Below are 22,842 nucleotides of genomic sequence, written 5' to 3' on the forward strand. Positions count from 1 at the left end.
GTTCCTTGACCAGAGCGCGGGCAGAACCGGAGACGCCGGGTTGCGCTCCAGTAATGATAATGATTATCGTTCCACGGCAGTGCGGTGAGAGCGAGGGGGAGACGGTGGAACGGTCGTGGACGGCGGGCGTGCGGGGGCAGCCCCCGGCCGTGCGGGTGCTGCTGGTCAACCAGTTCGGCGTCAACACCGGCTTCTACCTGCTGGTCCCCTACCTGGCCGTGCACATGACCGGCGACCTCGGGCTGTCGGCGGCGCTCACCGGCGTCGTCCTGGGCGCGCGCAACCTCAGCCAGCAGGGGCTGTTCCTCATCGGAGGCTCGGCGGCCGACCGGCTCGGCGCGCGCAACGTGATCATCGCGGGGTGCGGGCTGCGGGCCGCGGGGTTCGGCCTGTTCGCCTTCGGCGACACGCTGCCGGTGCTGCTGGGCGCGGCGGTGCTCAGCGGGGTGGCGGGCGCGCTGTTCAACCCGGCGGTGCGCGCCTACATCGCGGTCGAGGCGCCCGACAGGGCCGAGGCGTTCGCGCTGTTCAACGTGTTCGCGCAGGCCGGAGCGCTGTGCGGGCCGCTGCTGGGGGCGCTGCTGCTGGCGGTGGACTTCCGGGCGGCGGCGGTGGCGGCGGCGGCGGTCTTCGCGGTGCTCACCGTCGTGCAGGCGCTCGTGCTGCCCGCCCGCGCGGCGGCGCCCGCCGCCACCACGGTGCTGGGCGACTGGCGGGCCTGCCTGGCCGACCGCCGGTTCCTGGCCTTCACCCTGGCGCTCAGCGGCATGTTCGCGCTGCAGAACCAGCTCTACCTCGTGCTGCCGCTGGCGGCGCGGGAGGCGACGGGAACCGCCGGCTCCACGGCGCTGCTGTTCCTCGTCGGCACGGTGACCACGCTGCTGCTGCAGGTGCGCCTCACCCGGTACTTCGCCCGTTCGGCGAGCCGGTACCGGTCCATCGCGCTGGGGCTGGCCGTCATGGGGACGGGCTTCCTCGCCCCGGCGCTGCTGCCGGGCCTGCCCGCCGTGCTGGCCGCGGTGGTGTGCCTGGAGCTCGGCGTGATGATCGCCCAGCCGTTCGTGTACGAGCTGATCGGCGTCTTCGGCGGGGAACGGCGCTCCGGCACCTACTTCGGCATGTTCTACCTGGTCTCCGGCGTGGTGGCCGCGGTCAGCACCGCCCTCATCGGCTGGGCCGGCGCGGGCGGGGCGGTGCTGTGCGCCGCGATCGGCCTGGCCTGCGCCGCCGCGACCGCCCTGCTCGGCGGCGGCGCCCCCGCGCCGCGCGCATCCCTCGAACCCAAGGAAGGCTAGATGAGCCACCCCCTGGACCACCCCCTGAGCCGCCGCGGCCTGCTCGGCCTCGGCCTGGCCGCCGGAGCCGCGCTGCTGACCGGCTGCGGCACGTCGTCCCCCTCGTCCGCGTCGTCGGGCGGACGGCTGCGGGCCGCCTTCGCGGGAGGCGGGGCGACCGAGACGCTCGACCCCCACCTGGCGAACCTGTTCAACGAGGCGGCGCGCGCCAAGGCGATGTTCGACAAGCTCGCCGACCTCGGCTCGGACGTCTCGCCGCAGCCGCGGCTGGCCGAGCGGTGGGAGCCGTCGTCCGACCTCCGGACGTGGCGGATCCACCTGCGGGAGGCGGTGTTCCACGACGGGAGGGCCGTGCGCGCCGCCGACGTGCTGGCCAGCTACGCGCGGATCCTCGACCCCGCTAAGACGTTCCGCGCCAGGTCCAGCCTCGCCCTGATCGACCTTCCCAACAGCAGGGCCGTCGACGAGCGGACCGTCGAGTTCGCCTTGAAGCGGCCGTTCGCAGAGTTCCCGAACGTGCTGGCGGCGTTCGGCACCTACGTCATCCCCGAAGGGCACACCGACTTCGCCGAGCCCGTCGGATCGGGGCCGTTCTCGTTCACCTCCTGGAAGCCGGGGCGGTCGGTGCTGCTCAGGCGGAACGCCGAGTACTGGGACGGGGCGCCGTTCATCGACGAGCTGGAGTTCCTCATCGCCAACGAGGAGACCGCCCGGATGAACGCGCTCCTGGGCGGGCAGGTCGAGTACGCCCACGACCTGTCGCCCGTCACGGCCCGCCAGTACGCCTCCCGTGCGACGTTCGTGAAGTCGCCGAACAGCGCGATGCAGGCCTTCGCCATGAAGGTGGACCGGCCGCCGTTCGACGACCGGGACCTGCGGGAGGCGATGTTCCTGCTCACCGACCGGCAGGGACTCGTCGACACCGTCCTGCCCGGCGCGGGCCAGGTCGGCAACGACCTGTTCGGCCGGGGATACGAGCACTACGCCGCCGAGATCCCCCAGCGCGGGCACGACCTGGACCGCGCCAGGGCGCTGATCAGGAAGGCGGGGGCCGAGGGGCTGGCCGTCGAGCTGACCACGGCCCCGGTGGCGGCGGGATTCGTCGAGGCCGCGACGGTCTTCGCCGGGCAGCTGCGCGCGGCCGGGCTGAAGGCCGAGATCAGGACGGGCGACAAGGACACCTACTGGTCCGACATCCTCACCAAGGGCACGCTGGCGAGCTTCCGGTCGGGGGCGATGCCGATCGAGACGCACATCGCGCAGCGGCTCCTCACCTCCTCCACCACCAACGCGACCGGATGGCGGCGGCCGGAGTTCGACGCGCTGTACGAGAAGGCGGTCTCGGCGCCCCGGGCCGCCGACCGGGAAGGCGCGTACCTGGAGATGCAGCGGACGCTGCACGCCGAGGGCGGGCTGCTGGTGTGGGGATTCGCGGACTGGATCGTCGCCACGTCCCCGCGGGTCCAAGGCGTGTCGGCGGCGCCCGCCAACACCATGGACTGGGCGCGGTTCGACAAGGTCAAGCTGGCGTGAGACCGGCCGGGTACGTCCGGCGGCGGCTGCTGCTCGCGCCGGTGCAGGTGGCGGCCGTCGCCTCGGCGGTCTTCCTGCTCGCCGAAGTGCTGCCGGGGGACGCGGCCGTGGTGCTCGCCGGGGACGACCCCGATCCGGAGCGGATCGCACGGATCCGGGAGTCCCTCGGCCTCGACCGGCCGCTGCTCACCCGCTTCGCCGCATGGGCGGGCGGGCTGCCGCGCGGCGACTTCGGGGAGTCGCTGGTGTCGGGTCGTCCGGTGCTCGGCCTCGTCCTCGACGCGCTGGGGCCGACGGCCGTGCTCGCCTCGGCGACCCTGGCGGTGCTGGTGCCGCTGTCGGTGTGGGCGGGCGTGGCGGCGGCGCTGCGCGAAGGCGGTCGTTTCGACCGGGCGCTGACGGCTGTGGGAGTGGCGCTCTACGCGGTGCCGGAGTTCGCGCTGGCCGTCGTCCTGATCGTGGTGTTCGGCGGGCTGCTGCCGGTGACGGCGCTGGGCGGCCTTACCCCGGCGGCGCTGGTGCTGCCGGTGGCGGTGCTGGCGGCGCGGCCGCTGTGCTCGCTGAGCCGGCTGGTGCGGGCCGGGATGATCGGCGCGCTCGCCTCGGGGTACGCGGCGCAGGCCGTGCGGCTGGGCGTGCCCGAACGGCGGGTGCGGTACGTCCACGTGCTGCCCAACGCCGTCACACCGGCCGTCCAGCAGCTCGCCCGCACCGTCGACTGGCTGCTGGGCGGCGTCGTCATCGCCGAGGCGGTCTTCGTGATCCCCGGCCTGGGGACGCTGCTCGTCGACGCGGTGGCCGACCGCGACCTGCCCGTCCTGCAAGGGCTCGCCGTGCTGTTCGCGGCGACGACGGTGCTGGTCAACCTGGCGGCCGATCTGGTCGCGTTCCGATTGGCTCCACGCGCATGAGAAGAGCGCTGTACGCCGTCCCGCTGCTCGTGGCGCTGTGCGGACCGTGGCTGGCGTCGTCCGGAGACGTGCTGCACGGCGTCTCCTACGACCCGGAGACGGGCTGGCTGGGCACGGACTTTGCGGGCCGCGACGTCTGGCAGCAGGTGCTCCTCGGCGGGCGGGAACTGGTGGCCGTCATGGTGCTGGCGACGGCGGGCGCATACCTGATCGGCGTCCTGTGGGGGCTGACGGCGGCGACGGCGCGGCGGCGCCTCGCCGACGAGCTGCTGATGCGCCCGCTCGACCTGCTCCCGGCCGTGCCGTCACTGTTCCTGCTGCTCCTGCTCGCGACGCTGTTCCCCGGCGGGGGACTGGTGTGGATCGTCATGCTCGTCCACCTGCCCGACATCGCGCGGCTGGTGCGCGCCGCCGCGCTGGAGGCCGCGCACGGGCCCGTCGTGGAGGCGCTGCGGCTGCAGGGGGAGAGCTGGTGGCGCACGACCGTCCGCTACGTGGGCGGCTCGGTGGCACGCACGCTCGCCGCCGACGCCGGAACCCGCCTGACCGGCACCCTCTACCTGGCGGCCGCCGCGAGCTTCCTGGGCGTCGGCGTCTCCCCGGACGCCGCGGACTGGGCGGTGATGATCGAGCGCAACCGCGCGGGCCTGCTGCTCAACCCGTGGGCGGTGCTCGCCCCCGCCCTGATGATCATCATGCTGTCGGTGGGGCTGAACCTCGCCTTCGACCGGGCGCTGAGGAGACCATGATCGAAGTGACGGAGCTGCGGATCACGCTCGGGACGCGCGCCCTGGTGGACGGGGTGGGCTTCACGGCGGCCGCGGGGGAGACCGTGGCGCTGGTGGGGGAGTCCGGCAGCGGCAAGACGACCACCGGGCTGGCCCTGCTCGGGGAACTCCCGCACGGAGCGCGCCTGTCCGGCGAGGTGCGCATGGCGGGGCGCCGGCCGCCGCCGCGCGGGGCCGTCGCCTACCTGCCGCAGCACCCGTCGTCGGTGCTCAACCCCGTCCGGCGGATCGGCTCCGTGCTGCGGGAGCTGGCACGGCTGCACGGGACGAACGTGCGCGCGGCGCTGGGCGGCGCCAGCCTGCCGGAAGACGGGGAGTTCCTGCGGCGCTTCCCCCACCAGCTCTCCGGCGGGCAGCAGCAGCGGCTGGCCCTGGCGCAGATCCTCCTGGCGGCGCCCTCGGTCCTGGTCGCCGACGAGCCGACCACCGGCCAGGACCCCCGCACCCGCGACGAGCTCGCCGCCGCCCTCGCGGCGCTCCCCGTCACCAAGGTGCTGCTCTCCCACGACCTGGACCTGGTCCGCCGGCTCGCCGACCACGTCGTCGTGCTGCGCTCCGGCCGCGTCGTGGAGGCCGGTCCCGACGTGCTGACCGCGCCGCGCAGCCCCTACGCCCGCGCGCTCGTCGCGGCCGCCCGTCCGGTGCGGGCCGCTTCGCCGGGTCCGCCGGGGGGCGTTCTCCTGGAGGCCCGCGGACTCACCGCCGGCCACGGCCGTCCCGTGCTGCGCGGCGTGGACCTCGAACTGCGCGGGGGCGACCGCCTGGCCGTCGTGGGACGCTCGGGCAGCGGCAAGACGACACTCGCCCGCTGCCTGGCCGGGCTGCACGTGCCAAGCGGCGGCGTGCTCACTCTGGAGGGGCGCGTCCTGCCGGCGCGCAGGAGCCGGCGTGAGCTGGCGCGCATCCAGTACGCCTTCCAGGATCCCCGCGCGACCTTCGTCTCCGGCCGTTCCGCTCTCGACCAGGTCGCCCGCACCGCCGTTCGGCTGCGGGGACTGGCGTCGGCAGCGGCCGCGGCCGAGGCGTCGGAGCTGCTGGCCTCGATGGGCCTGGACGCCGCGACGGCCCGCCGCCCCGCCCGCACCCTCTCCGGCGGGGAGCTGCAGCGTGCCGCCCTCGCCCGCGCACTGCTGGCCCGTCCCGACGTCCTCATCTGCGACGAGGTCACCTCGGCCCTGGACCCGCTGACCCGGGCGGAGATCCTTGACCTGCTCACCGCGGGGCCCCAGGCCCTGGTCCTGATCACCCACGATCCCGCCGTGGTCGCCCGCGCCGCGACCCGCGTCCGCGTCCTGGAGGACGGCGTCCTGCTCAGTGAGCGCTCCCGGGGGAGGCCGCCCGGCGCCGGGACGCGAACGAGAACCGCAGGATCCCCACGGTGAGGGCGATCAGGAACGGGGTGAGGGTGAAGCCGTTCCCGACCCGGTAGCCGACGTCCTCGCCGCGGACCCCGCCGGTCGCCCACACCAGGCCCCAGGGCAGGTCGAACCGGGAGGGGAGGCCGCCGACCGCCGACAGCAGGCCCGCGACGATCCCGGCCGCGGCCTGGACGGCCTCGGTGGTGAGCAGCGCCGCCACCGCCCAGGAGGAGGCGTTGCGGGCGGCGGGCCGGGACCGCGACCAGCGGAAGAACAGGATCACCGCGAAGGAGGCCAGCGGCCACACGACCGAGTGCCAGCTCCACGGGGAGTCCGTCACCACCGGCAGCCACACCAGGGCCAGCGGCGGGAGCACCCACCAGTCGACATCGGCCGCGAACCGCCGCACGCTCTCTCCTCATTGAAAAAGACATTTAGTGCAGAACCTGTCATATCAGGCTCAGATCTCCGGGAGGTCGCGGGAAGGAGGCGGCCGGGGGTGCGCCCGGCCGCTCGTCCACAGGGGGGCCGCCACCTGCGGGTTCCCGCCGTAAGCTGAGCGCATGATCTTTATCGTCGTGAAGTTCCCCGTGAAGCCCGAACACGCCGACGCGTGGCCGTCCCATGTCGAGGAGTTCACCCGCGCCACCCGCGCCGAGCCCGGCAACCTGTGGTTCGAGTGGTCGCGCAGCGTCGAGGACCCGGACACCTATGTGCTGGTCGAGGCGTTCCAGGACGACGCGGGCGCGGCCCACGTGAACTCCGACCACTTCCGCGCGGCCATGGAGACGATGCGCCCCCTCGTCCGGCGGGCGCCCCAGATCGTCAGCACCACGATCGAGGGCGCGGACGGGTGGAGCAGGATGGGCGAGCTCGGCCTCGACTGACCGTCGCCGAAGGCTGACACTCCCTGGCAGGTTTCGCGGGGAGGGTGGAGTCATGAGCGAACAGATCATCGCGCTGGTGGCGGGAGCCACCCGCGGCGCGGGGCGCGGCGTGGCCGTCGCGCTGGGAGAGGCCGGCGCGACCGTCTACGTGACGGGGCGGAGCGGCGGCGGCAGGCGGTCGGAGATGGACCGGCCGGAGACGGTCGAGGAGACGGCGGAGCTCGTCACCGCCGCGGGCGGACGCGGGATCCCGGTCGTGGTGGACCACCTGGAACGCGAGCAGGTGCGGGCGCTGGTCGAGCGGATCGACGCCGAGCAGGGTCGGCTCGACGTCCTGGTGAACGACATCTGGGGAGGTGAGCTGCTGACCGACTGGAACGCCAAGGTGTGGGAGCACTCCCTGGACGACGGGATGCGCATCCTGCGGCTGGCGGTCGACACCCACATCATCACCAGCCACTACGCGCTGCCGCTGCTCGTCCGCAGGCCCGGCGGGCTGGTGGTGGAGATGACCGACGGGACGGCCGAGTACAACGCCGACCACTACCGCATCTCCCTGTTCTACGACCTGGCGAAGGTGTCGGTGAACCGGCTCGGGTACGCCCAGGCCCGGGAGCTGGCGCCGTTCGGGGCGACCGCGGTGTCGCTGACGCCCGGCTGGCTGCGGTCGGAGCTCATGCTGGAGCACTTCGGCGTCACCGAGGAGAACTGGCGCGACGCGCTGGAGAAGGAGCCGCACTTCGCCATCTCCGAGACCCCGCTGTTCGTGGGGCGTGCGGTGGCGGCGCTGGCGACCGACCCGGAACGGGCGAGGTGGAACGGGCAGTCGCTGTCCAGCGGCGGGCTCGCGCAGGTGTACGGCTTCACCGACGTGGACGGCAGCCGTCCGGACGCGTGGCGGTACATCGTGGAGGTCCAGGACGCGGGCAGGCCCGCGGACGTCACCGGCTACCGCTGATACAGCGCCACCAGCCGTTCGGCCGCTTTCCGCAGGCGGGCGCGCAGCTCCGGCGGCTCCAGCACCTCCGCCTCCGGCCCGAGGCGGAGCAGCTGGTCGAAGGCCACGTCCAGGTTCTCGACGGGCAGGACGGTGACGACCCACCCCTGCCCGTCGGGCTCCCCGGCCGCCGCGCGGGCCCGCTCCAGGGCGGGCGGCTCGGTGACGCGGCGCAGCGCCCGCATCCCGTCCGGGCTGAGCCGGACGGTGACCTCGCCGCGGAACATGGAGGCGACGAAACCCGCCGACGACTCCGCCCACTGCCGTGCCAGGTCGAACGCCTCGTCCCGGACGAACGCCTCTCCCGTCTCCCGCAAGGAGACGATGCGGTCCACCCGGTAGGTCCGGAACTGCTCCCGCACGGCCGCCACCAGGTACCAGATGCCGCCCTTGAGGACGAGCCCGTACGGCCGCACCCTCCGCGTGCGTTCCCGGTATCCGATCTCGATCTCCCGGTCCGTCCGGACGGCACGGGCCAGCTCCACCAGCAGCGGCGGCGCCTCGGCGTCGGTCCACCAGCCGGGGACGTCCAGATGGAACCTCCGTCCGGTCCGCTCCGGCGCCTGCCGAAGCGGCTCGGGCAGCGCCGCGAGCAACTTCAGCCGCGTCGAGGCCACCACATCGGCGAGCCCCATCTGATCGGCGGGACCGTCCAGCCCCGCCAGGAACAGCGCCTCGGCCTCGTCCCGCGTCATCCCCGTCAACCGCGTACGGAACCCGCCGACGAGCCGGTACCCGCCGTGCCGGCCCTGCTCCGCGTACACCGGGATCCCCGCCTCGGCCAGTGCCAGCATGTCCCGGTACACCGTCCGCTCGGAGACCTCCAGTTCCCCGGCGAGCTCGGCGGCCGTCATCGACCCGCGCGACTGCAGCAGCAACACCAGAGAGATCAGACGGGCGGCACGCACCTCTCCAACCTAAACGCTTCCGGGGACACCGCCTTCGGGTCAGTGCTCAAGCCCCGGAACGCCGCGGTGGGTCGTGGTCGTGGAGCCGTGGGGCTGCCTCGCGTCTACTCGCCGGCGTGCCGGTAGCGCCGGGCGAGGGTGCGGCAGGCGTCTTTCAGCTCGTCCGGCTCGATGACGGTGATGTCGGCGTCGAAGGTGGCGAGCAGGCCGGCGACCCCGGCCCAGGACCATGCGCCGAGGGTGATGCGCGTCTGCGTGGGGGTGACGTACTCGATGACGGAACCGCCGGGCGCCCATCGGGCGACGACGTCGGGGGGCAGCTCCATCAGGACGGTGCCGAGGCACGGCCACGGGGCCGGGGTGTCCCCTCTGTCATGGCTGGTCATCACGTACCGGGCCACGTCGGGTTCGCGGAGCTCGCGGCGCCGGAACAGGGTCCCGGTGGGAGCGTGGGCGTGGATGCGGTCCACCCGGTAGACGCCCCAGGCTTCGGCGGCCGGGGCGTAGGCGACGAGGTACCAGCGCCCGGCCCACATGACGAGGTGGTGGGGCTCGACCCGTAGCGGCGGTGTGAAGTCGGGGTCGTTCGGGTGGGGGCGGCGGCCGTCGGGGGTGAGGTAGTCGAAGCGCAGCAGGTGCCCGTTGCGGACGGCGTAGCCGACGGCCTTGAGGGTGCTCGGGGCGATGGGCGACGCGGAGAACTCCCAGGGGTTGCGGATGGCGGTCAGGCGCATCGCGTCGACCTCGGCGCGAAGGCGGGCGGGCATGACCTGCTTGATGCCGGTCAGGGCGCGGGCGACGGCGTCGTCGATGCCGGCCACGCTGGTCGGCGCGGTCTGGAGGGCGACGGCGATGGCGACGGCCTGCTCGTCGTCGATCAGCAGCGGGGGGAGGCGGCCGCCGGAGCCGAGCCGGTAGCCGCCGTCGGGGCCCTTGAGGGCCTGGACCGGGTAGCCCAGCTCGCGCAGGCTCTCCACGTCACGGCGCAGGGTGCGGGTGCTGACACCGAGCCTGTCGGCCAGGTCGCGACCCGACCGGTTCGGGCGGGCCCCGAGCAGGGAGAGCAACCGGAGCAGGCGCGAGGACGTGGTGGCCATGGATCCATCATCGGCCGGATGGCGGCCATCCGGTGTCCGCTACCGCTGCCACGGTGTGGCGCATGAGTGCAGACACCGCTTCCCACACCGCCTCCCACGGGGCTCCCCGACCAGGTCCGCTGACCGGCGGAGCCGCCGGGATCGTCCTGCTCGTGGTGCTGTTCGCCTCGTTCATGGACCTGCTGGACGCCACGATCGTCACGGTCGCCGCACCGGCGATCGCGGCCGAGCTCCACGCGAGCGAGGCGCAGCTGCAGTGGATGCTGGCCGGGTACGTCCTCGCGCTGGGTTCGGGACTGGTCATCGGCGGGAGGATCGGCGACGACCACGGCCGCCGCCGGATCTTCCTGGCCGGCCTGGCCGCCTTCGCCGTCGCGTCCGCGGCGTGCGCCCTGGCGACGGGCCCCTCGACGCTGATCGGCATGCGCGTCCTGCAGGGCCTGGCCGGCGGCCTGATGGTCCCGCAGGTGTTCGGGATCATCCGCTCCTCGTTCGACCCCGCGGGGACGGCCAAGGCGTTCGGCGCGTACGGGGCCGTCCAGGGCCTGGCCGCGGTGGCCGGGCCCCTGCTGGGCGGGCTCCTGGTCGACGCCGACCTGTTCGGGCTGGGCTGGCGGGCCGTCTTCTGGGTGAACGTGCCGATCGCGGCCGCGGCGCTCGTGCTCGGATCCCGCTTCCTTCCGGAGTCCACGAGCCGGCACCGGACGGCGCCGGACATCGCGGGGGCGGCGCTGCTGACGCTGGGCGTGATCCTGGTGCTGCTGCCCCTGGTCCAGGGCCGCGACTGGGGCTGGCCGTGGTGGGGCTTCGCGCTCATGGCGGCCGGAGCGCCGGTGCTGTGCGGGTTCCTGGCCTACGAGCGCTCGGTGGTGGGGCGAGGCGGGCGGCCCGTGCTCGACCCGGCGCTGCTGCGGGTGCGCGGCTTCGGCGCGGGACTGCTGTCCTCGGTGTTCTTCTTCGGCGCCATCGGCGCGTTCTTCCTGACGCTGTCGATCTACCTGCAGGCGGGTACCGGACGCACCGCCTGGCAGACCGGCCTGGTGATCCTCCCCTACGCGATCGGGTCCATCGCCACCTCCGGCCTCGGCGTCGCCATGGCCGCCAGAGCGGGCCGGGCGCTGCTGGTCAGCGGATCGCTGACCTCGGCCGCCTCGCAGGCACTGCTGTGGTTCATCGTCCGCGACGGTCAGAACCCCGGGTACTGGATGCTCGCCCTGGCACTGTTCGTCGGCGGCCTCGGGCTGGGCCTGGCGGCGCCGATCCTGGTCAACGTCGTCCTCGCCGGCGTCCCGGGCAAGGACGCCGGCGCGGCCGGCGGCGTGCTCTCGACGGTGAACCAGATCGGCGGCGCCGCCGGCGTCGCGGCCTTGGGGACCCTCTTCTTCGCCTCCCTGGACGACCACACCGCCGAAGCGGCCGGGCCGCGGGGCTTCGGCGACGCCTTCGCGTCCGTACTGCCGGCCGGGATCGTGCTCTATCTCCTGGCCGCCGCCCTGATGCTGCTGCTTCCTCGCACCGCGGCCACACCCGACGCGTGACCCGCAACCAGCCCCAGCCGCCGTCCGGACGGCGGTCCACGGATCGAGGGCGCCGAGCGGGTCCTCGAATAGGAGGGCCCGCTGTCCCTTCTCGCACCGGCCGCAGTGGGGAAATTTAGTCATGATCCTTGACTGTCATGAATTTTGACTATAACTTGAACGTAGTCGATCCGCCCCCCAGGGGCCTTCTTCAAGGAGAGTCACCATGGCCGCCACCGGTTTCGAGTACGCGATCACCCGCACCCTGAACGCCCCCGCCGGCGAGGTCTGGGGTGCCTGGACCGTCGCGGAGGACTACGGCAAGTGGGCCGGCGCCGAGGAGGTCGTCATGGACGTCCGCCCCGGCGGCTCCTGGAGCTCGGTGATGGTCATCCCCGGCGGCGCCCGCGTCCCCCTGACCGGCTCCTACACCGAGGTCGCGGAGAACGAGCACCTGGTGATGGGCATGGACGTGCCCGGCCGCGACGAGCCCGTCCTCATGCGCCTGGACCTGGCCGCCGACGGCGGGAGCACGAAGGTCACCCTCTCCCAGACCTTCGACACCGCCGAAGAGCGCGACCAGGCCGAGCAGGGCAGCAACATGCTCCTCGACGGCCTCGCCGCCTTCCTCACCCGCTGACGCCCCCGCCCCGGGACCGCTCCCGGCCGCCTCTGAGTCGACGCCCGATCCGGGTCCGCCTGCATCGCGGCCCGAACCGCTCGGGCTCCCGGCCCCGTTCGTCTGTGCCGATACCCGATTCACCAGTGCCGCAGCCCGCGCCGTCCGGCGCGGGCTGCGGCACTGGTGCGAGGGCGTCGTGCCGCCGGTTCGGGGGAGAGGTCAGACGCCGAACGCCGAGGGGTAGGCGATGACGCCGCCGGGGACAGGGCAGGAGTCGTCCGGCATCAGGGCCTCGGCGGTGGGGAAGGCGGCGAGTTCGACGTCACGAACGGCGGCGATGCCGTCGGCGGTCTCGGAGAGAGTGCTCCGGGCGGTCATGGCGTTCCGGTTCTCCGTTGCGTCGAAGGTCGGGTCATCGGGGCGCCGGTCAGCCGCACTTCGGTGGGCGCGGAGCATCACGGGCCGGTGGGGCGGTCGTGTTCACGAGTCCGGACAGTGCGGGTCGCGAGCGCTGCCGTGCGGCATGGTGGTCTTGAGGTCCCAGACGTCGTAGACGGTCCGCGGGATGCAGAGCCGGTCTCGCCGCTGCACACCTGCGTACTTCCAGGCGTTCCCGCCGGTCCTGGTCCACAGATGGCTTCCCTGCACGGCGAGGCGTCCGTTCTCTCCAGAGATGCCCGCGAGTAGGTAGTAGCGGTCGGCGGCGGCGTTCTCCCCGAAGACCTTGCCGTAGAACATGCCGCCGAGCCGCAGGCCGGGGGAGGTGTCGGCGCCGGGGCTCCTCCGGTAGGCGTCCAGCACCCTTTTCTCGGTCGTCTCGCTGACGAGGAGGGTCAGCGCCTGGCCGGGTTCGCCCTCTTCGAGATCCTGCTCGAAATTCTGGACCTCGGCCTCCGACGGCTGCCGGACCGGAGTCGTCGACGGTGCCGAGGAGGCGGAAGGCGGCGAATGCGTCTCCAGCGGGAATCCCGCACATCCACAGGTCAGAACGGTCATCGCCAGGGCGAGTGCGGCACCGGTCGCTCTGCCACCCATGCCGACCTCCTCGCCGTGATCCTCCGGCGACCTTACAAGTTCGTCCGCCGCGTCAGGAGCCGGTGCGCCAGGTGCGGGAACGCGCGGTCGCGAGCGCATGGGGCATCCCTCGTGTGGTGCGGTTGTCAATGATATCGAAATTACGTAATCTCGTTCCATGGGTGATGGGAAGGGTTCTGAATCTGAGCAGACGGTGGAGGAGCGGCTGAGTGCGGTGGAGGAGGCGCTCGCCGGGCTGCTCGCCGCGCAGGGGCGGCGCGGTCGGGTGGCGGAGGGAGGGCGGGCGGCGGAGCCGGCCGTGCCCGCGGATGTCTTCTGGGCTCTGGAGGGGTTGCGCGAACGGGTGCCCGCTCCGGGCGCGGTGATGATCGTCGGTGATGTGGTGCTGCCCGACGGGCGCACGGCCGGCTGGCAGCTCGGGGCGGGCACCGACGACCTCCTCGACGACGAGTGGGAGCCCCTGGCGGACGTGTTCGCGGCCCTCGGCCATCCCGTGCGGCTGCGCCTGCTGCGCGAGGTGCTGCGCGGCCGCGGCACCGCCCGTGAGCTGGCCGGGCTGGAGGGGATGGGAACGTCCGGGCAGATCTACCACCATCTGCGCCAGCTGGTGTCGGCGGGCTGGCTGCGCGTCCGCGACGGCGGCCACCACGAGGTCCCCGCCGAACGCGTGGTCCCGCTCCTGACGACGATCACGGGAGGACGGAGATGAACGGCATACGCCGATCGGTGGCCCGCCGGAGCGACGTCCTCCTCAAGGCATTCCTCGCGGGCGTCACGGCGCTCCTGCTCCTGGACATCCCCGGTTGGTGGTACTGGATCTTCCTGGTCTTCCTCGCCCTCGCCTACGTGCGCCCGCCCTGGGACCGCGCCCGCGCCCCCGTGACCGTGGCCGCGCCCGTGTCCGGAACGTGGCTGGCCCTCAACAGCCCCGGATCGAAGGTCCCCGCCCACGGCACCCGCGGCTACGGCCAGACCTACGCCATCGACGTCCTCATCCCGCGGAACGTCCTCCCGGCGACCGGCGAGCACCCGAAACCCCGCTTCGGCTGGGGCCTTCCCGCCGCCCCCGACACCTTCCCCGCCTTCGGAGCCCCCGTCCACGCCGTCGCCGACGGCACGGTGGTGGCCGCGGCCGACGGCCAACGCGACCACCTGGCCCGCAACACCTGGACCGGCTTTGTGTACATGCTGCTCGAAGGCATCGTCCGCCAGGCGGGCGGCTGGCGCCTCATCTTCGGCAACCGCGTGATCATCGACCACGGCGGCGGCGTGTACGCGGCCTACGCCCACCTGCGACGCGGCTCTCTGCGCGTAAGGCCGGGCGACCGGGTCGAGGCCGGACGGATACTCGGCGAGGTCGGCAACACCGGCAACACCTCCGAACCGCACCTGCACTTCCAGCTCATGGACCGCCCCGGCCCGCAGGAAGCCGCCGGCATCCCCTTCCGCTGGGAGGGCGTCGCGGTGCGCGGCGACGCCGTGGCCCCCCACTACGGCCTCCCGAAACCGGGCGAAGGCGAACCGGACCTCCCCGCCAACGCCCAGGTCTTCCAGGCCCGACCGGCCGTCCAGATCGCCGCGGACAGCTCGATGAGCCCTTGAAGACAGGTCTCGCCGCGGCGTCGATCGCGATCCACCGCCGCGCCCGCCCGCGGCCCCCTTGAGGAGATCCTGTTTCCCGCGCGTCGGCGGCCGCACATTCCTCACCCCTCCACGACCTCCACGCCGGGTCGCGGCGGCGAGCGGGTCACAGGTCCCTCGGCCCGCCCGGCATGTCGCCTTACGGCCGTCGTGAGGTGTGGGAGAACACGTCCGCAGGCTGGCCCGGTGACGAGTGGGCCTCAGGTCCCTAGGCCTGCCCGGCATGTCGCCCTACGGCCGTCGTGACGAGTGGGCGGGTACGTCCGTAGGTCGGCCCGGTGATGAGATGGGTCCCAGGTCCCTCGGCCTGCCCGGCATGTCGTCTTACGGCCGTCGTGAGGTGTGAGAGGACAGGTCCGTAGGCTGGCCCGGCGATGAGTGGGTCTCAGGTCCCTCGGCCTGGAGGCGCCTCAGGTCGGCTCGCCGGTCGGCGGGAACGGCGTGCGGACCTGCTGGTACTGGCGCGCGGATCCCGCCGGTACCGGCGCACGGACGCTGAGGGGAACGCCACCTGGGGACTGCAGCGGCCTCGTGCCGCAGGGGACCCGCTGGGCGTGATCCCTGTGCGGACTCTCGGCCGGCGCGGGCCCCATCATTGGCGGGCTCGTCTCGCAGCCCTCGTCCGAAGGCGGCTCTGCCCGCGGTGAGAAGATGCGAAGGTCGCGTCCGCTCAATGGAAGAGAATCCCCGGCATGGCCGTCATCCACGACACCACCCTCAAGCCGAGCAAGCTGGAACTGCTCAGCTCCTGGCTGCCCTCCCGGCCGTGGTACCGCGGCGCGGGGGAACCGGAGCTGGTCAAGGCCGGCGGTTTCCGGCTGGACGACCCGCAGGGCGAGGTCGGGATCGAGTTCATGGTGGTCACCGACGCCTCCGGTGCCGATCCCACGACCTACCTGGTGCCGCTCACCTATCGCGGCGCGCCGCTCGACGGGGCGGAGCACGCCCTCGTCGGCACCATGGAACACGGGGTGCTGGGACGGCGCTGGGCCTACGACGGCTGCCACGACCCGGTGCTGGTCGCCCAGCTGGCGGCCCTGATCGAGGGCCGAATCCAGGCCCAGGACCAGAACATCAGCGACATCCCCGACCGAGAAGTCACCCGCTCCTACACCGGTGACGGCCTCACCTCCACGGCCTTCACCGGTGCCGCCACCGACGACCACGAGTGCACCGAGCTGCCCGCACCGCACGGCGCGGCCCTCCGCCTGCACCGGATCCTGCACTCCGCCCCCGACAACACGCCGGCCCTCCCCGAAGGGACCGGCCACGTCGCCGGCTCCTGGCGCCTGCCGGACGGCACCCGCACACGAGGACTGTTCGCCGTCCTGAACTCCGTTCCCCGCGACTAGAACGACGGTGGCCTTCCCACCGGTCCAGTCGAATCCGCGTACGACCGTGCGAAAGTGCTTCCGCACAGGGGCACGGCGACACCTGGAACGACGGCGGCCTTTCACCGGTCCGATCGAGTCCGCGTACGAGACCGTACGAAGGTGCTCCCACGTAGGGGCACGGCGGCGCCTGGAAGGGCAGCGGCCTTCCCATCGGTCCGGTTGAGTTCGTGTACGACCGTGCGGAGGTGCTCTCGCGTAGGGGCGCGGCGGCGCCTGGAACGACGGCGGCCTTCCACTGGTCCAGTTGAGTTCGTGTACGACCGTGTGAAGGTACTTCCGCGTAGGGGCACGGCGACGCTTGGAAGAGCGGCGGCCTTCCCATTGGTCCGGTTGAGTCCACGTACGACCGTACGGAGGTGCTCCCGCGTAGGAGCATGGCGACACCTGGAAGGATGGCGGGCTTTCCGTCGGTGGGGTTGAGGTTGATCTGTCACGGGTGCGGTGACGTGGCGGAGGGAGTCTTCTAGGGTGCACGGATGAGCGATGATCTCCTCCGTCTCACGGTGTTGGGCTCCGCGACGCCCTATGCGAGTGCCGACAATCCGTGCTCCGGTTACCTGGTGTCCGGCGGAGGCGTCCGGGTGTGGGTGGACGCGGGCAGCGGCACGCTGGCCCAGCTGCGTCGGTACGTCGAGTTGGACGGGCTGGACGCGATATGGATCTCGCACCTGCACGCCGACCACAGTGCCGACCTCCTGACCGCCTACTACGGCGCCCTCTACGCCGACATCAGCCTCGCCGCGCCGATCCCTCTGTACGGTCCGCCGGGCATCGCCGACCGGCTCGCCCACTTCCTCACCAACACCGCGGCCCGCAGCCCCGTCGAGTCGGCCTTCGCCGTCGAGGAGCTCCACGACGGCCACGAGGCACAGGTCGGTGCCCTCACCCTGACCAGCCGATCGGTGCGGCACGGCATGCCCGCCTTCGCCCTGCGCGTCGAATCCGCGGGCCGCTCCCTGGTCTACTCCGGTGACACCGCACCCTGCCCCGCCCTGACGAGCCTGGCCGAGGACTGCGACGCCCTCCTGTGCGAGGCCGAGAGCGATCGTCCTCCCACCACGGAGGAGCAGGTCCACCACACCCCTGAAGACGCCGGTGACACCGCCCGCGCCGCCAGGGCGAGACACCTGATCGTCACCCATGTAGGCCCTTTCCTCACCCCTCGGCAGGCGTTGTCGCGCGCCGCGACCCGCTTCGACGGCCCCCTCGGCTACGCCGCCCCCGGCACCGCCTTCACCGTGGGTGAGCCCCGTCCGGCGGATGAAGCCGTGGAAGGGGCTTGAGCGATCGAGCAGTCCGACGTGTGGATCGAGGAGAGGACGACGTCATGACGAGGGAGCCCGATCCTCTGGCGGAGTTCCTCGGCCCCTTCGAGCCGGCCGGGGCCAAGCGGCGGTCGGCTCGGCTGAGAGCGGGATTGCGGCTCGGTGAACTGCGCAAGCGTCTGGGATACACGCAGGAGCAGGTGGCCGGGCGTATGGGCGTCAGCCAGCACCGGGCGTCCGCGATCGAAACGGCCGCGCTGAACGACATCAAGATGTCGATTTTTGCGGCTTGTCCGGAGGCCATGGGGGCCGGGATCGATCTCGGTGCCGGGTTCAAGGGCGGCGACCGGGTGGATCTGCTGACCGCTTGACGGTGAGAGACGATGTTCGCTCGTCGAGGACCACGGCGACGCCCGGGCCGAAGGCGCGGTTCGGTGGAGGGCGGTACGTAAGGTGCCTGGATGATCGAGATACCGGAGGTGTTCGCGCAGGGCACCGTCGCGCGTGAGGGCGAGCCCGGAGCGGTGTGGCTCGGCGAACTGCCCGGGATCGTGGAAGACCTGCTGGGCCGCTGGGAGTGCACGCCGGACGGAAAGGCGATGCACGGGGGCGTGGGGTTGATCGTCCCGGTTCGGCGGCGGTCCGGCGACGCCGCCGTGCTGAAGGTGTCGTTTCCGCATCCCGGCAACGTTCACGAGCCGGACGCCTTCGCGGCGTGGGTCGGCCGTGGCGCGGTCCTGCTGCACGAACGAGACGACGCACGGTTCGCGATGCTGCTCGAACGGGCCCGGACGTCCACTCTGGCCGAACTCGAGGACGAAGACGAGATCGCGGCGATCGCGGGCCGGATCAGCCGCCGCCTGGCCGTCCCCGCCCCACCGGCCCTGCCCCGCCTGAAGGACCGGGCCGAGGCTTGGGAGAAGCGGCTACGCGAGGACGCCGAGGAGCTGCCGCACGCCCTGCCGCCCCACGTGGTGGACGCCGCCGCGGCGACCGCCCGCGAGCTGGGCGGCGTCCAGCAGGACACCCTCATTCACGGCGACCTCCACGCCGGGAACATCCTGCGCGCCACCCGCGAACCTTGGCTGGCCGTCGACCCCAAGGGCTACGCGGGAGACCCCGCCTACGACGGCGGAACCCTGCTCAAGTCCCGCGCCCTGTCCCTCCTGAAAGCAGACGACCTGCGCAAAGCCGTCCACCGCATCCTGGACGTCTTCGCCGAAGCCGCAGAAGTCGACCGCGACCGCGTCCAACGCTGGTCCCGGTTCCACGCCGTCCAAGCCGCCTTCTGGGGCCGCCGCCACGGCTTCCGCAGGGCTCGAAGCGGCCCTCGGCTGGACGGGCTCGTCGCTTTCGCCGACCACCTGGCGGAGCTGCTCACCGAACACCCCTAGGCCACGATCCCGCCGGGCCACCCGCCGGTGCTCTCTCGGCCTACTCCTTGTTCCGGCGGTCCTCCTCGGCGTACTGCTCGGCCTCGCGCGTCATGCGCTCGATGTCGTCCTTGGGCAGCGCGGAGCCGCCGGAGATGACCATCGACTGCTCCTTGCCGGTGCCGAGGTCCTTCGCCGAGACGTTCACGATTCCGTTGGCGTCGATGTCGAAGGTGACCTCGATCTGCGGGACGCCGCGCGGCGCCGGGGGCAGGCCGGTCAGCTGGAAGGCGCCCAGCTTCTCGTTGTACGCCGCGATCTCGCGCTCTCCCTGGTAGACGCATACGTCGAAGGTGCTCTGGCCGTCCTCGTGCGTGGAGAAGGTCTCCGAGTGCCTGGTCGGGATCATGGTGTTGCGCTCGACGACCTTGGTGAAGGCGCCACCCTCGGTCTCGATGCCCAGGGACAGCGGTGTCACGTCGAGCGGCAGGACGTCCTTGACCTCGCCCTTGAGCACGCCGGCCTGCAACGCGGCGCCGACGGCGATGCTCTCCTCGGGAATCCGTTCGGGCTCTTTGCCCGACAGCTCCCTGACGAGCGCGACGATCGCGGGCATGCGGGTCGAGCCGCCGGCCAGGATCACGCGGTCGATGTCGCCGACGCTGATCCAGGCGTCTTCGAGGACCTGCCGGAACGGCTCCTTGCAGCGTTCGAGCAGGTCGGCCGTCAGCTCCTGGAACCGTGCGCGGGTCAACGTCTCCTCCAGATGGAAGAGCCCCGCGGGACCTCCGTGAAGGTAGCGGAGCACGATCTTCGTCTCGGTGGAGCCGGACAGTTCGATCTTCGCTCGTTCGGCGGCCTCGCGGAGGCGTCGTAGCGCCATGTCGTCCGTGGTCGGGTCGATGCCGTGCTTGTTGCGGAATCCGGCGATGAGTCGGTCGACGATTCTGTCATCCCAGTCGTCTCCGCCCAGGAGGGTGCCGCCCGCCACGGCCTTCACCTCGACCACGCCGTCGCACATCTCAAGAACAGAGATGTCGAGTGTGCCGCCGCCGAGGTCGAAGACGAGGACGGTGGCCTCGTCCCGGGTCGCCAGGTGGTGGGCCAGACCGGCTGCCGAGGACGCGCTGATGATGCGAAGGACGTTCATTCCGGCGATCCGGGCGGCCTCTTCGACAGCCTGCCGCTGATGGTCGTTGAAGCGGGCGGGGGCGGCGATCACCACGTCGGTGACCGGCTCGCCCAGGTGGGCCTCGGCATCGCGCTTGAGCTTCTGCAGCACGAACGCACTGATCTGCTGCGGCGCATAGGTCTTCGCGCCGACGTGGATCGGCCGGCCAGCGACGCCCATACGCCACAGGACCGCGGGAATCACGGGTTGAGCGGTCGTCTTCGCCCGGTCGAAAGCCACCCCGCCGACCACCGGTCGGCCGTTCTCCTCGAACGCGACGATGGACGGTGTGGTCGACACGCCTTCGGCGTCGGCGACGACGGTGGGCTCGCCGTCCTCCAGCACCGCGGCCATCGCCTTGGTCGTCCCCAGATCGATACCGATCGCGCGTGCCATGCGCCTCCTCCCGGTCCTGCTCAGGTGGCCTGCCCGCGGTGGCGGGCCAGACGTGCTTCGATATCCGCCAGGAGCGCCCGGTCGGCCTCGGCTTCACAAGAGCCTCCGCCGGGAACGGAGGTCCTGTCGGCCACCAGCCGCGCGGCGACCTCGCGTGCTTCGTCCAGGTGATGCGTGGCCAGGAGGACCTCGGCCAGACGGCGGTGCGCGTTCATGGTGGAGCGGTGGCTCCCGCCCAGGGCACGGGTACGGCCATGGGCCACGAAACGCGCGATGTTCACGGCCTCGGCGCGCCGCTTCGACTCCCAGAGGAGCCGTCCGGCCATCTCCAAGGCGTCCAGAGCGGTGGGGGTGTCCGCACGGTCCAAGGCGATGAGGCCGTCGACGGCCTCCTCCGCCTTGGTGAGAGCTTCCGCGCTCCGCCCGGCCCGTTCCAGGCACCTGGCCAGCCGGTAGCGGGCGTGCCAGGTCGTCTCCGAGCCGGGACCGGGGAAAGTCTCGCAAAGCGCCGCGAGATCCAGCAGACCGATCAGGAGCGGAATTTCGCCTGACGCCTCGAACGCGACCGCGTAGTGGTCACACCGCGCACCCACCAGTTCCTCCATCGCCTCAAGGGAGGAGCGGAACAGCTGGTGATCCGTGCCTACGACGTCCTTCAGCGCCTCTCCCACATCCGGCAGTTCCTCCAGAGCCCGGTCGTCACCCGAACGGGCCAGGGCGACAGCAGCGAGGCAGCGGCTTCGCAGCGCGGGAAGGGAGGAGGGGCCCAGTAGGCGAGCACGGACGTCCGCGACTTTCTCGGCCTCGGCGGCCGCCCGCCGGTAGTGCCGTGCGAGCGTCCACATCTCGGCGAGGTCGTGCCGGACGTCCAGGACATCGGGATGCTCCGGGCCCAGAGCGCGTTCTCGTGATTCCGCGACGCGGACCAGGACCTCTGCCGCGTCTCGGGGACGCTCCATGGACCGCAGAATGCGGGAGACGAACAGGAGGGCGCGCAGAGTCCGCTCGTGGTCCCCGCCGTGGAGCAAGGAGAGCCCCGCGACATTCTCCTGGGCGACTTCCAACGCCCGGACATAGGACTTCTCACCCCACAGCCTGACGGCGAGCCGCTGCCGGACCCCCGGATCCCACACCGGCTCCTCCACACGGGTGGAGGAGGAACCGGAGGCGAGTTCGTCGATACGCCGCAGCAGTTCCGGAGCCTTCGGACGATCCGCAGACGACTTCGCCAGAAGGCTCATGACCAGGCGGCTCATCTCAGGCGGAATGTCGTGACGCAGTTCCTCCGGCGGCCGGGGCGGCACATCGAGGTGCTGCCGCATCAGTTCCGGGAGCGATCCGCGGAACGGCGTCCGACCGGTCAGCAGCTCATAGGCCAGACAGCCGACCGCGTACAGATCCGTCCCGGGATCGACGAGGCCCTGGAACTGCTCCGGCGCCATGTAGGCGGGAGTCCCGATCCGGCCGGTTCCGCTGTTCCCGTCGACCAGCCTGGCGATACCGAAGTCGCAGAGCTTGAGCCGCCCGTCGGGCAGCACGACCAGATTGGCGGGTTTGATGTCGCGGTGGACGACCCCCGCCCGGTGGGCGACCTCCAGCACGGCCGCGAGCTGTCCGATCAGATCGCACACCCGCGGCAGCGGAAGGCCCTGCCGGTTCCGCGAGACCACCTCGGCCAGGTCGGTACCGGGCAGGAGCTCCATGACCAGAAAGAGGATCCCCCGCTCCGCGCCGAGGTCGTGGACGACCGTCATCCCCGGGTGCTGGAAGGACGCGCCGATACGCGCCTCGTTCTCGAAGCGTTCGACCAGGTCCGGCGAGGCCTGCAGGTGGATCAGGAACTTCACCGCGACCTCGCGGCCGAGCCGGCGGTCGAGACCGCGCCAGACCTGCCCCATCGCGCCTCTGCCGAGGATCTCCCGCAGCTGGTACCGGCCTCCGATCACCAGACCGCTGTGCAACACCGGCGCCTCATTCCATGGACAGGCGGCACGCCACTCGAATGGTACGCCGCCGACGTCACCGCGCCCGCGTCGAAGGCGGACGACCGGCACCTTCGCGCCCGGCGCCCGAAAGGACGGAACGCGGGGCGGTCAGGGCTGTGACGCGGGGCCCCAGCGGTGGTCGAGGTCTCCGAGGTAGGAGGGCATGCTTTCGAGGACGCCGAGCGGGGCGCTCAGCCTGATATGGCCGTGCCTCACCATGAGGATGTACTCGTGGAACCCGCCGCTCGACCGGTGCCAGCCCTTGTCGGAGGGGCACTCGGTGGGGAGGGTGCCGTCGGAGTGGGGGATCGGGGTCGAGGTGCACAGCTCTTCGGTGAACTCGGTCGGGTGGGCGCGGAACTCCGCACGGACGGCCGGGTCGGAATCCGACACGTACGTCATGCGGAAGCCGCCGTCGCCGGTGGGTTCGGCCGAGTGCTCCATGGCGGTGAAACCGGGCAGGTCGAGGCGGTAGATGAGGTCGGGATCGACACCCTGATCCGTCAGCCGTCGCACTGACCCGCCGTCCATGGGGGTGGCTCCGCATCCGGTGACGCACAACCCGACGGCCAGCACGGCACCCGCGATCCGCAGCATCATCCCGCGATCTTATGGCGGGAAAGTCGCGTTATTCGAGGTTTGTCTACGGCTTCGCCGGTGGCAGGGCGC

The 22,842-nt window shown here is 72.1% G+C and carries 22 protein-coding genes and 1 pseudogene; 15 read left to right on the forward strand and 8 right to left on the reverse strand.

Annotated features, from left to right (window positions below; genetic code table 11):
- The first annotated feature begins 104 nt into the window (after positions 1-104).
- The 5 genes from ABD140_RS19950 to ABD140_RS19970 are packed head-to-tail and all read left to right on the forward strand — an operon-like array spanning position 105 to position 5,909.
- Entirely contained in the window at positions 105-1,295 is a 1,191-nt protein-coding gene (locus ABD140_RS19950; RefSeq protein WP_344242396.1) for an MFS transporter, read from the forward strand.
- Positions 1,296-2,828, forward strand: a complete 1,533-nt coding sequence (locus ABD140_RS19955) for an ABC transporter substrate-binding protein (RefSeq protein WP_344242397.1) — start codon at positions 1,296-1,298, stop codon at positions 2,826-2,828.
- Positions 2,825-3,739 (forward strand): ABC transporter permease, encoded by a 915-nt coding sequence (locus ABD140_RS19960; RefSeq protein ID WP_344242398.1) that lies wholly within the window; start codon positions 2,825-2,827, stop codon positions 3,737-3,739. The genes ABD140_RS19955 and ABD140_RS19960 overlap by 4 nt, the downstream gene beginning before the upstream one ends.
- The gene (locus tag ABD140_RS19965; protein ID WP_344242399.1) at positions 3,736-4,488 is read left to right on the forward strand and encodes an ABC transporter permease; all 753 of its coding nucleotides are present in this window, start codon (positions 3,736-3,738) and stop codon (positions 4,486-4,488) included. Before ABD140_RS19960 ends, ABD140_RS19965 begins: the two co-directional genes overlap by 4 nt.
- A complete protein-coding gene (locus tag ABD140_RS19970) occupies positions 4,485-5,909 on the forward strand; it encodes an ABC transporter ATP-binding protein (protein ID WP_344242400.1) in 1,425 nt (474 codons plus the stop codon). Before ABD140_RS19965 ends, ABD140_RS19970 begins: the two co-directional genes overlap by 4 nt.
- Here the strand turns inward: ABD140_RS19970 and ABD140_RS19975 are convergent.
- On the reverse strand, positions 5,839-6,294 hold the full coding sequence (locus tag ABD140_RS19975) for a hypothetical protein (protein WP_344242401.1): 456 nt from the start codon (positions 6,292-6,294) through the stop codon (positions 5,839-5,841). The genes ABD140_RS19970 and ABD140_RS19975 overlap by 71 nt on opposite strands.
- A 154-nt stretch (positions 6,295-6,448) precedes the next feature.
- On the opposite strand from ABD140_RS19975, the gene ABD140_RS19980 reads away from it, so the two are divergent.
- Positions 6,449-6,772: a putative quinol monooxygenase gene (locus ABD140_RS19980; protein WP_344242402.1), complete on the forward strand. Its 324-nt coding sequence runs from the start codon at positions 6,449-6,451 to the stop codon at positions 6,770-6,772.
- A 52-nt stretch (positions 6,773-6,824) separates the two neighbouring features.
- Positions 6,825-7,730, forward strand: a complete 906-nt coding sequence (locus ABD140_RS19985) for an SDR family oxidoreductase (protein ID WP_344242403.1) — start codon at positions 6,825-6,827, stop codon at positions 7,728-7,730.
- On the opposite strand, the gene ABD140_RS19990 is transcribed toward ABD140_RS19985, so the two are convergent.
- Complete coding sequence (locus tag ABD140_RS19990; RefSeq protein ID WP_344242404.1) at positions 7,721-8,677, reverse strand: helix-turn-helix transcriptional regulator; 957 nt, start codon at positions 8,675-8,677, stop codon at positions 7,721-7,723. The genes ABD140_RS19985 and ABD140_RS19990 overlap by 10 nt on opposite strands.
- A 104-nt stretch (positions 8,678-8,781) precedes the next feature.
- Positions 8,782-9,774 (reverse strand): helix-turn-helix transcriptional regulator, encoded by a 993-nt coding sequence (locus ABD140_RS19995; RefSeq protein WP_344242405.1) that lies wholly within the window; start codon positions 9,772-9,774, stop codon positions 8,782-8,784.
- A gap of 62 nt (positions 9,775-9,836) precedes the next feature.
- On the opposite strand from ABD140_RS19995, the gene ABD140_RS20000 reads away from it, so the two are divergent.
- Both ABD140_RS20000 and ABD140_RS20005 read left to right on the forward strand, forming a co-directional pair.
- The gene (locus ABD140_RS20000; protein ID WP_344242406.1) at positions 9,837-11,312 is read left to right on the forward strand and encodes an MFS transporter; all 1,476 of its coding nucleotides are present in this window, start codon (positions 9,837-9,839) and stop codon (positions 11,310-11,312) included.
- A gap of 205 nt (positions 11,313-11,517) precedes the next feature.
- Positions 11,518-11,931, forward strand: a complete 414-nt coding sequence (locus tag ABD140_RS20005; RefSeq protein ID WP_344242407.1) for an SRPBCC family protein — start codon at positions 11,518-11,520, stop codon at positions 11,929-11,931.
- 201 nt (positions 11,932-12,132) lie between these two features.
- On the opposite strand, the gene ABD140_RS20010 is transcribed toward ABD140_RS20005, so the two are convergent.
- Both ABD140_RS20010 and ABD140_RS20015 read right to left on the reverse strand, forming a co-directional pair.
- Entirely contained in the window at positions 12,133-12,291 is a 159-nt protein-coding gene (locus tag ABD140_RS20010) for a hypothetical protein (RefSeq protein WP_344242408.1), read from the reverse strand.
- Positions 12,292-12,393: 102 nt separating this feature from the next.
- Positions 12,394-12,948, reverse strand: a complete 555-nt coding sequence (locus ABD140_RS20015) for a hypothetical protein (protein ID WP_344242409.1) — start codon at positions 12,946-12,948, stop codon at positions 12,394-12,396.
- Between the two features lie 157 nt (positions 12,949-13,105).
- On the opposite strand from ABD140_RS20015, the gene ABD140_RS20020 reads away from it, so the two are divergent.
- The 6 genes from ABD140_RS20020 to ABD140_RS20045 all read left to right on the forward strand — a co-directional run bounded on the left by ABD140_RS20020 (position 13,106) and on the right by ABD140_RS20045 (position 18,642).
- Positions 13,106-13,657 (forward strand): ArsR family transcriptional regulator, encoded by a 552-nt coding sequence (locus ABD140_RS20020; protein ID WP_344242410.1) that lies wholly within the window; start codon positions 13,106-13,108, stop codon positions 13,655-13,657.
- Positions 13,654-14,550 carry a M23 family metallopeptidase gene (locus ABD140_RS20025; protein ID WP_344242411.1) on the forward strand — a complete coding sequence of 299 codons (897 nt, stop codon included), beginning with the start codon at positions 13,654-13,656 and terminating at the stop codon, positions 14,548-14,550. The genes ABD140_RS20020 and ABD140_RS20025 overlap by 4 nt, the downstream gene beginning before the upstream one ends.
- A gap of 731 nt (positions 14,551-15,281) precedes the next feature.
- The gene (locus ABD140_RS20030) at positions 15,282-15,941 is read left to right on the forward strand and encodes a maltokinase N-terminal cap-like domain-containing protein (protein ID WP_344242412.1); all 660 of its coding nucleotides are present in this window, start codon (positions 15,282-15,284) and stop codon (positions 15,939-15,941) included.
- Between the two features lie 518 nt (positions 15,942-16,459).
- Complete coding sequence (locus ABD140_RS20035) at positions 16,460-17,266, forward strand: MBL fold metallo-hydrolase (protein ID WP_344242413.1); 807 nt, start codon at positions 16,460-16,462, stop codon at positions 17,264-17,266.
- A gap of 44 nt (positions 17,267-17,310) precedes the next feature.
- A complete protein-coding gene (locus ABD140_RS20040; protein WP_344242414.1) occupies positions 17,311-17,619 on the forward strand; it encodes a helix-turn-helix domain-containing protein in 309 nt (102 codons plus the stop codon).
- A 90-nt stretch (positions 17,620-17,709) separates the two neighbouring features.
- Positions 17,710-18,642: an aminoglycoside phosphotransferase family protein gene (locus tag ABD140_RS20045; protein ID WP_344242415.1), complete on the forward strand. Its 933-nt coding sequence runs from the start codon at positions 17,710-17,712 to the stop codon at positions 18,640-18,642.
- A 43-nt stretch (positions 18,643-18,685) separates the two neighbouring features.
- Here the strand turns inward: ABD140_RS20045 and dnaK are convergent.
- The 3 genes and pseudogenes from dnaK to ABD140_RS20060 all read right to left on the reverse strand — a co-directional run.
- A pseudogene (dnaK, locus tag ABD140_RS20050) lies at positions 18,686-20,188 on the reverse strand (molecular chaperone DnaK); the annotation flags it as partial.
- A 20-nt stretch (positions 20,189-20,208) separates the two neighbouring features.
- Positions 20,209-22,152 carry a serine/threonine-protein kinase gene (locus tag ABD140_RS20055; protein ID WP_344242416.1) on the reverse strand — a complete coding sequence of 648 codons (1,944 nt, stop codon included), beginning with the start codon at positions 22,150-22,152 and terminating at the stop codon, positions 20,209-20,211.
- A gap of 129 nt (positions 22,153-22,281) precedes the next feature.
- On the reverse strand, positions 22,282-22,773 hold the full coding sequence (locus ABD140_RS20060; protein WP_344242417.1) for a hypothetical protein: 492 nt from the start codon (positions 22,771-22,773) through the stop codon (positions 22,282-22,284).
- Positions 22,774-22,842 lie beyond the last annotated feature (69 nt).

It is taken from the genome of Actinocorallia libanotica (genome assembly GCF_039525175.1).
GTDB lineage: Bacteria > Actinomycetota > Actinomycetes > Streptosporangiales > Streptosporangiaceae > Actinocorallia > Actinocorallia libanotica.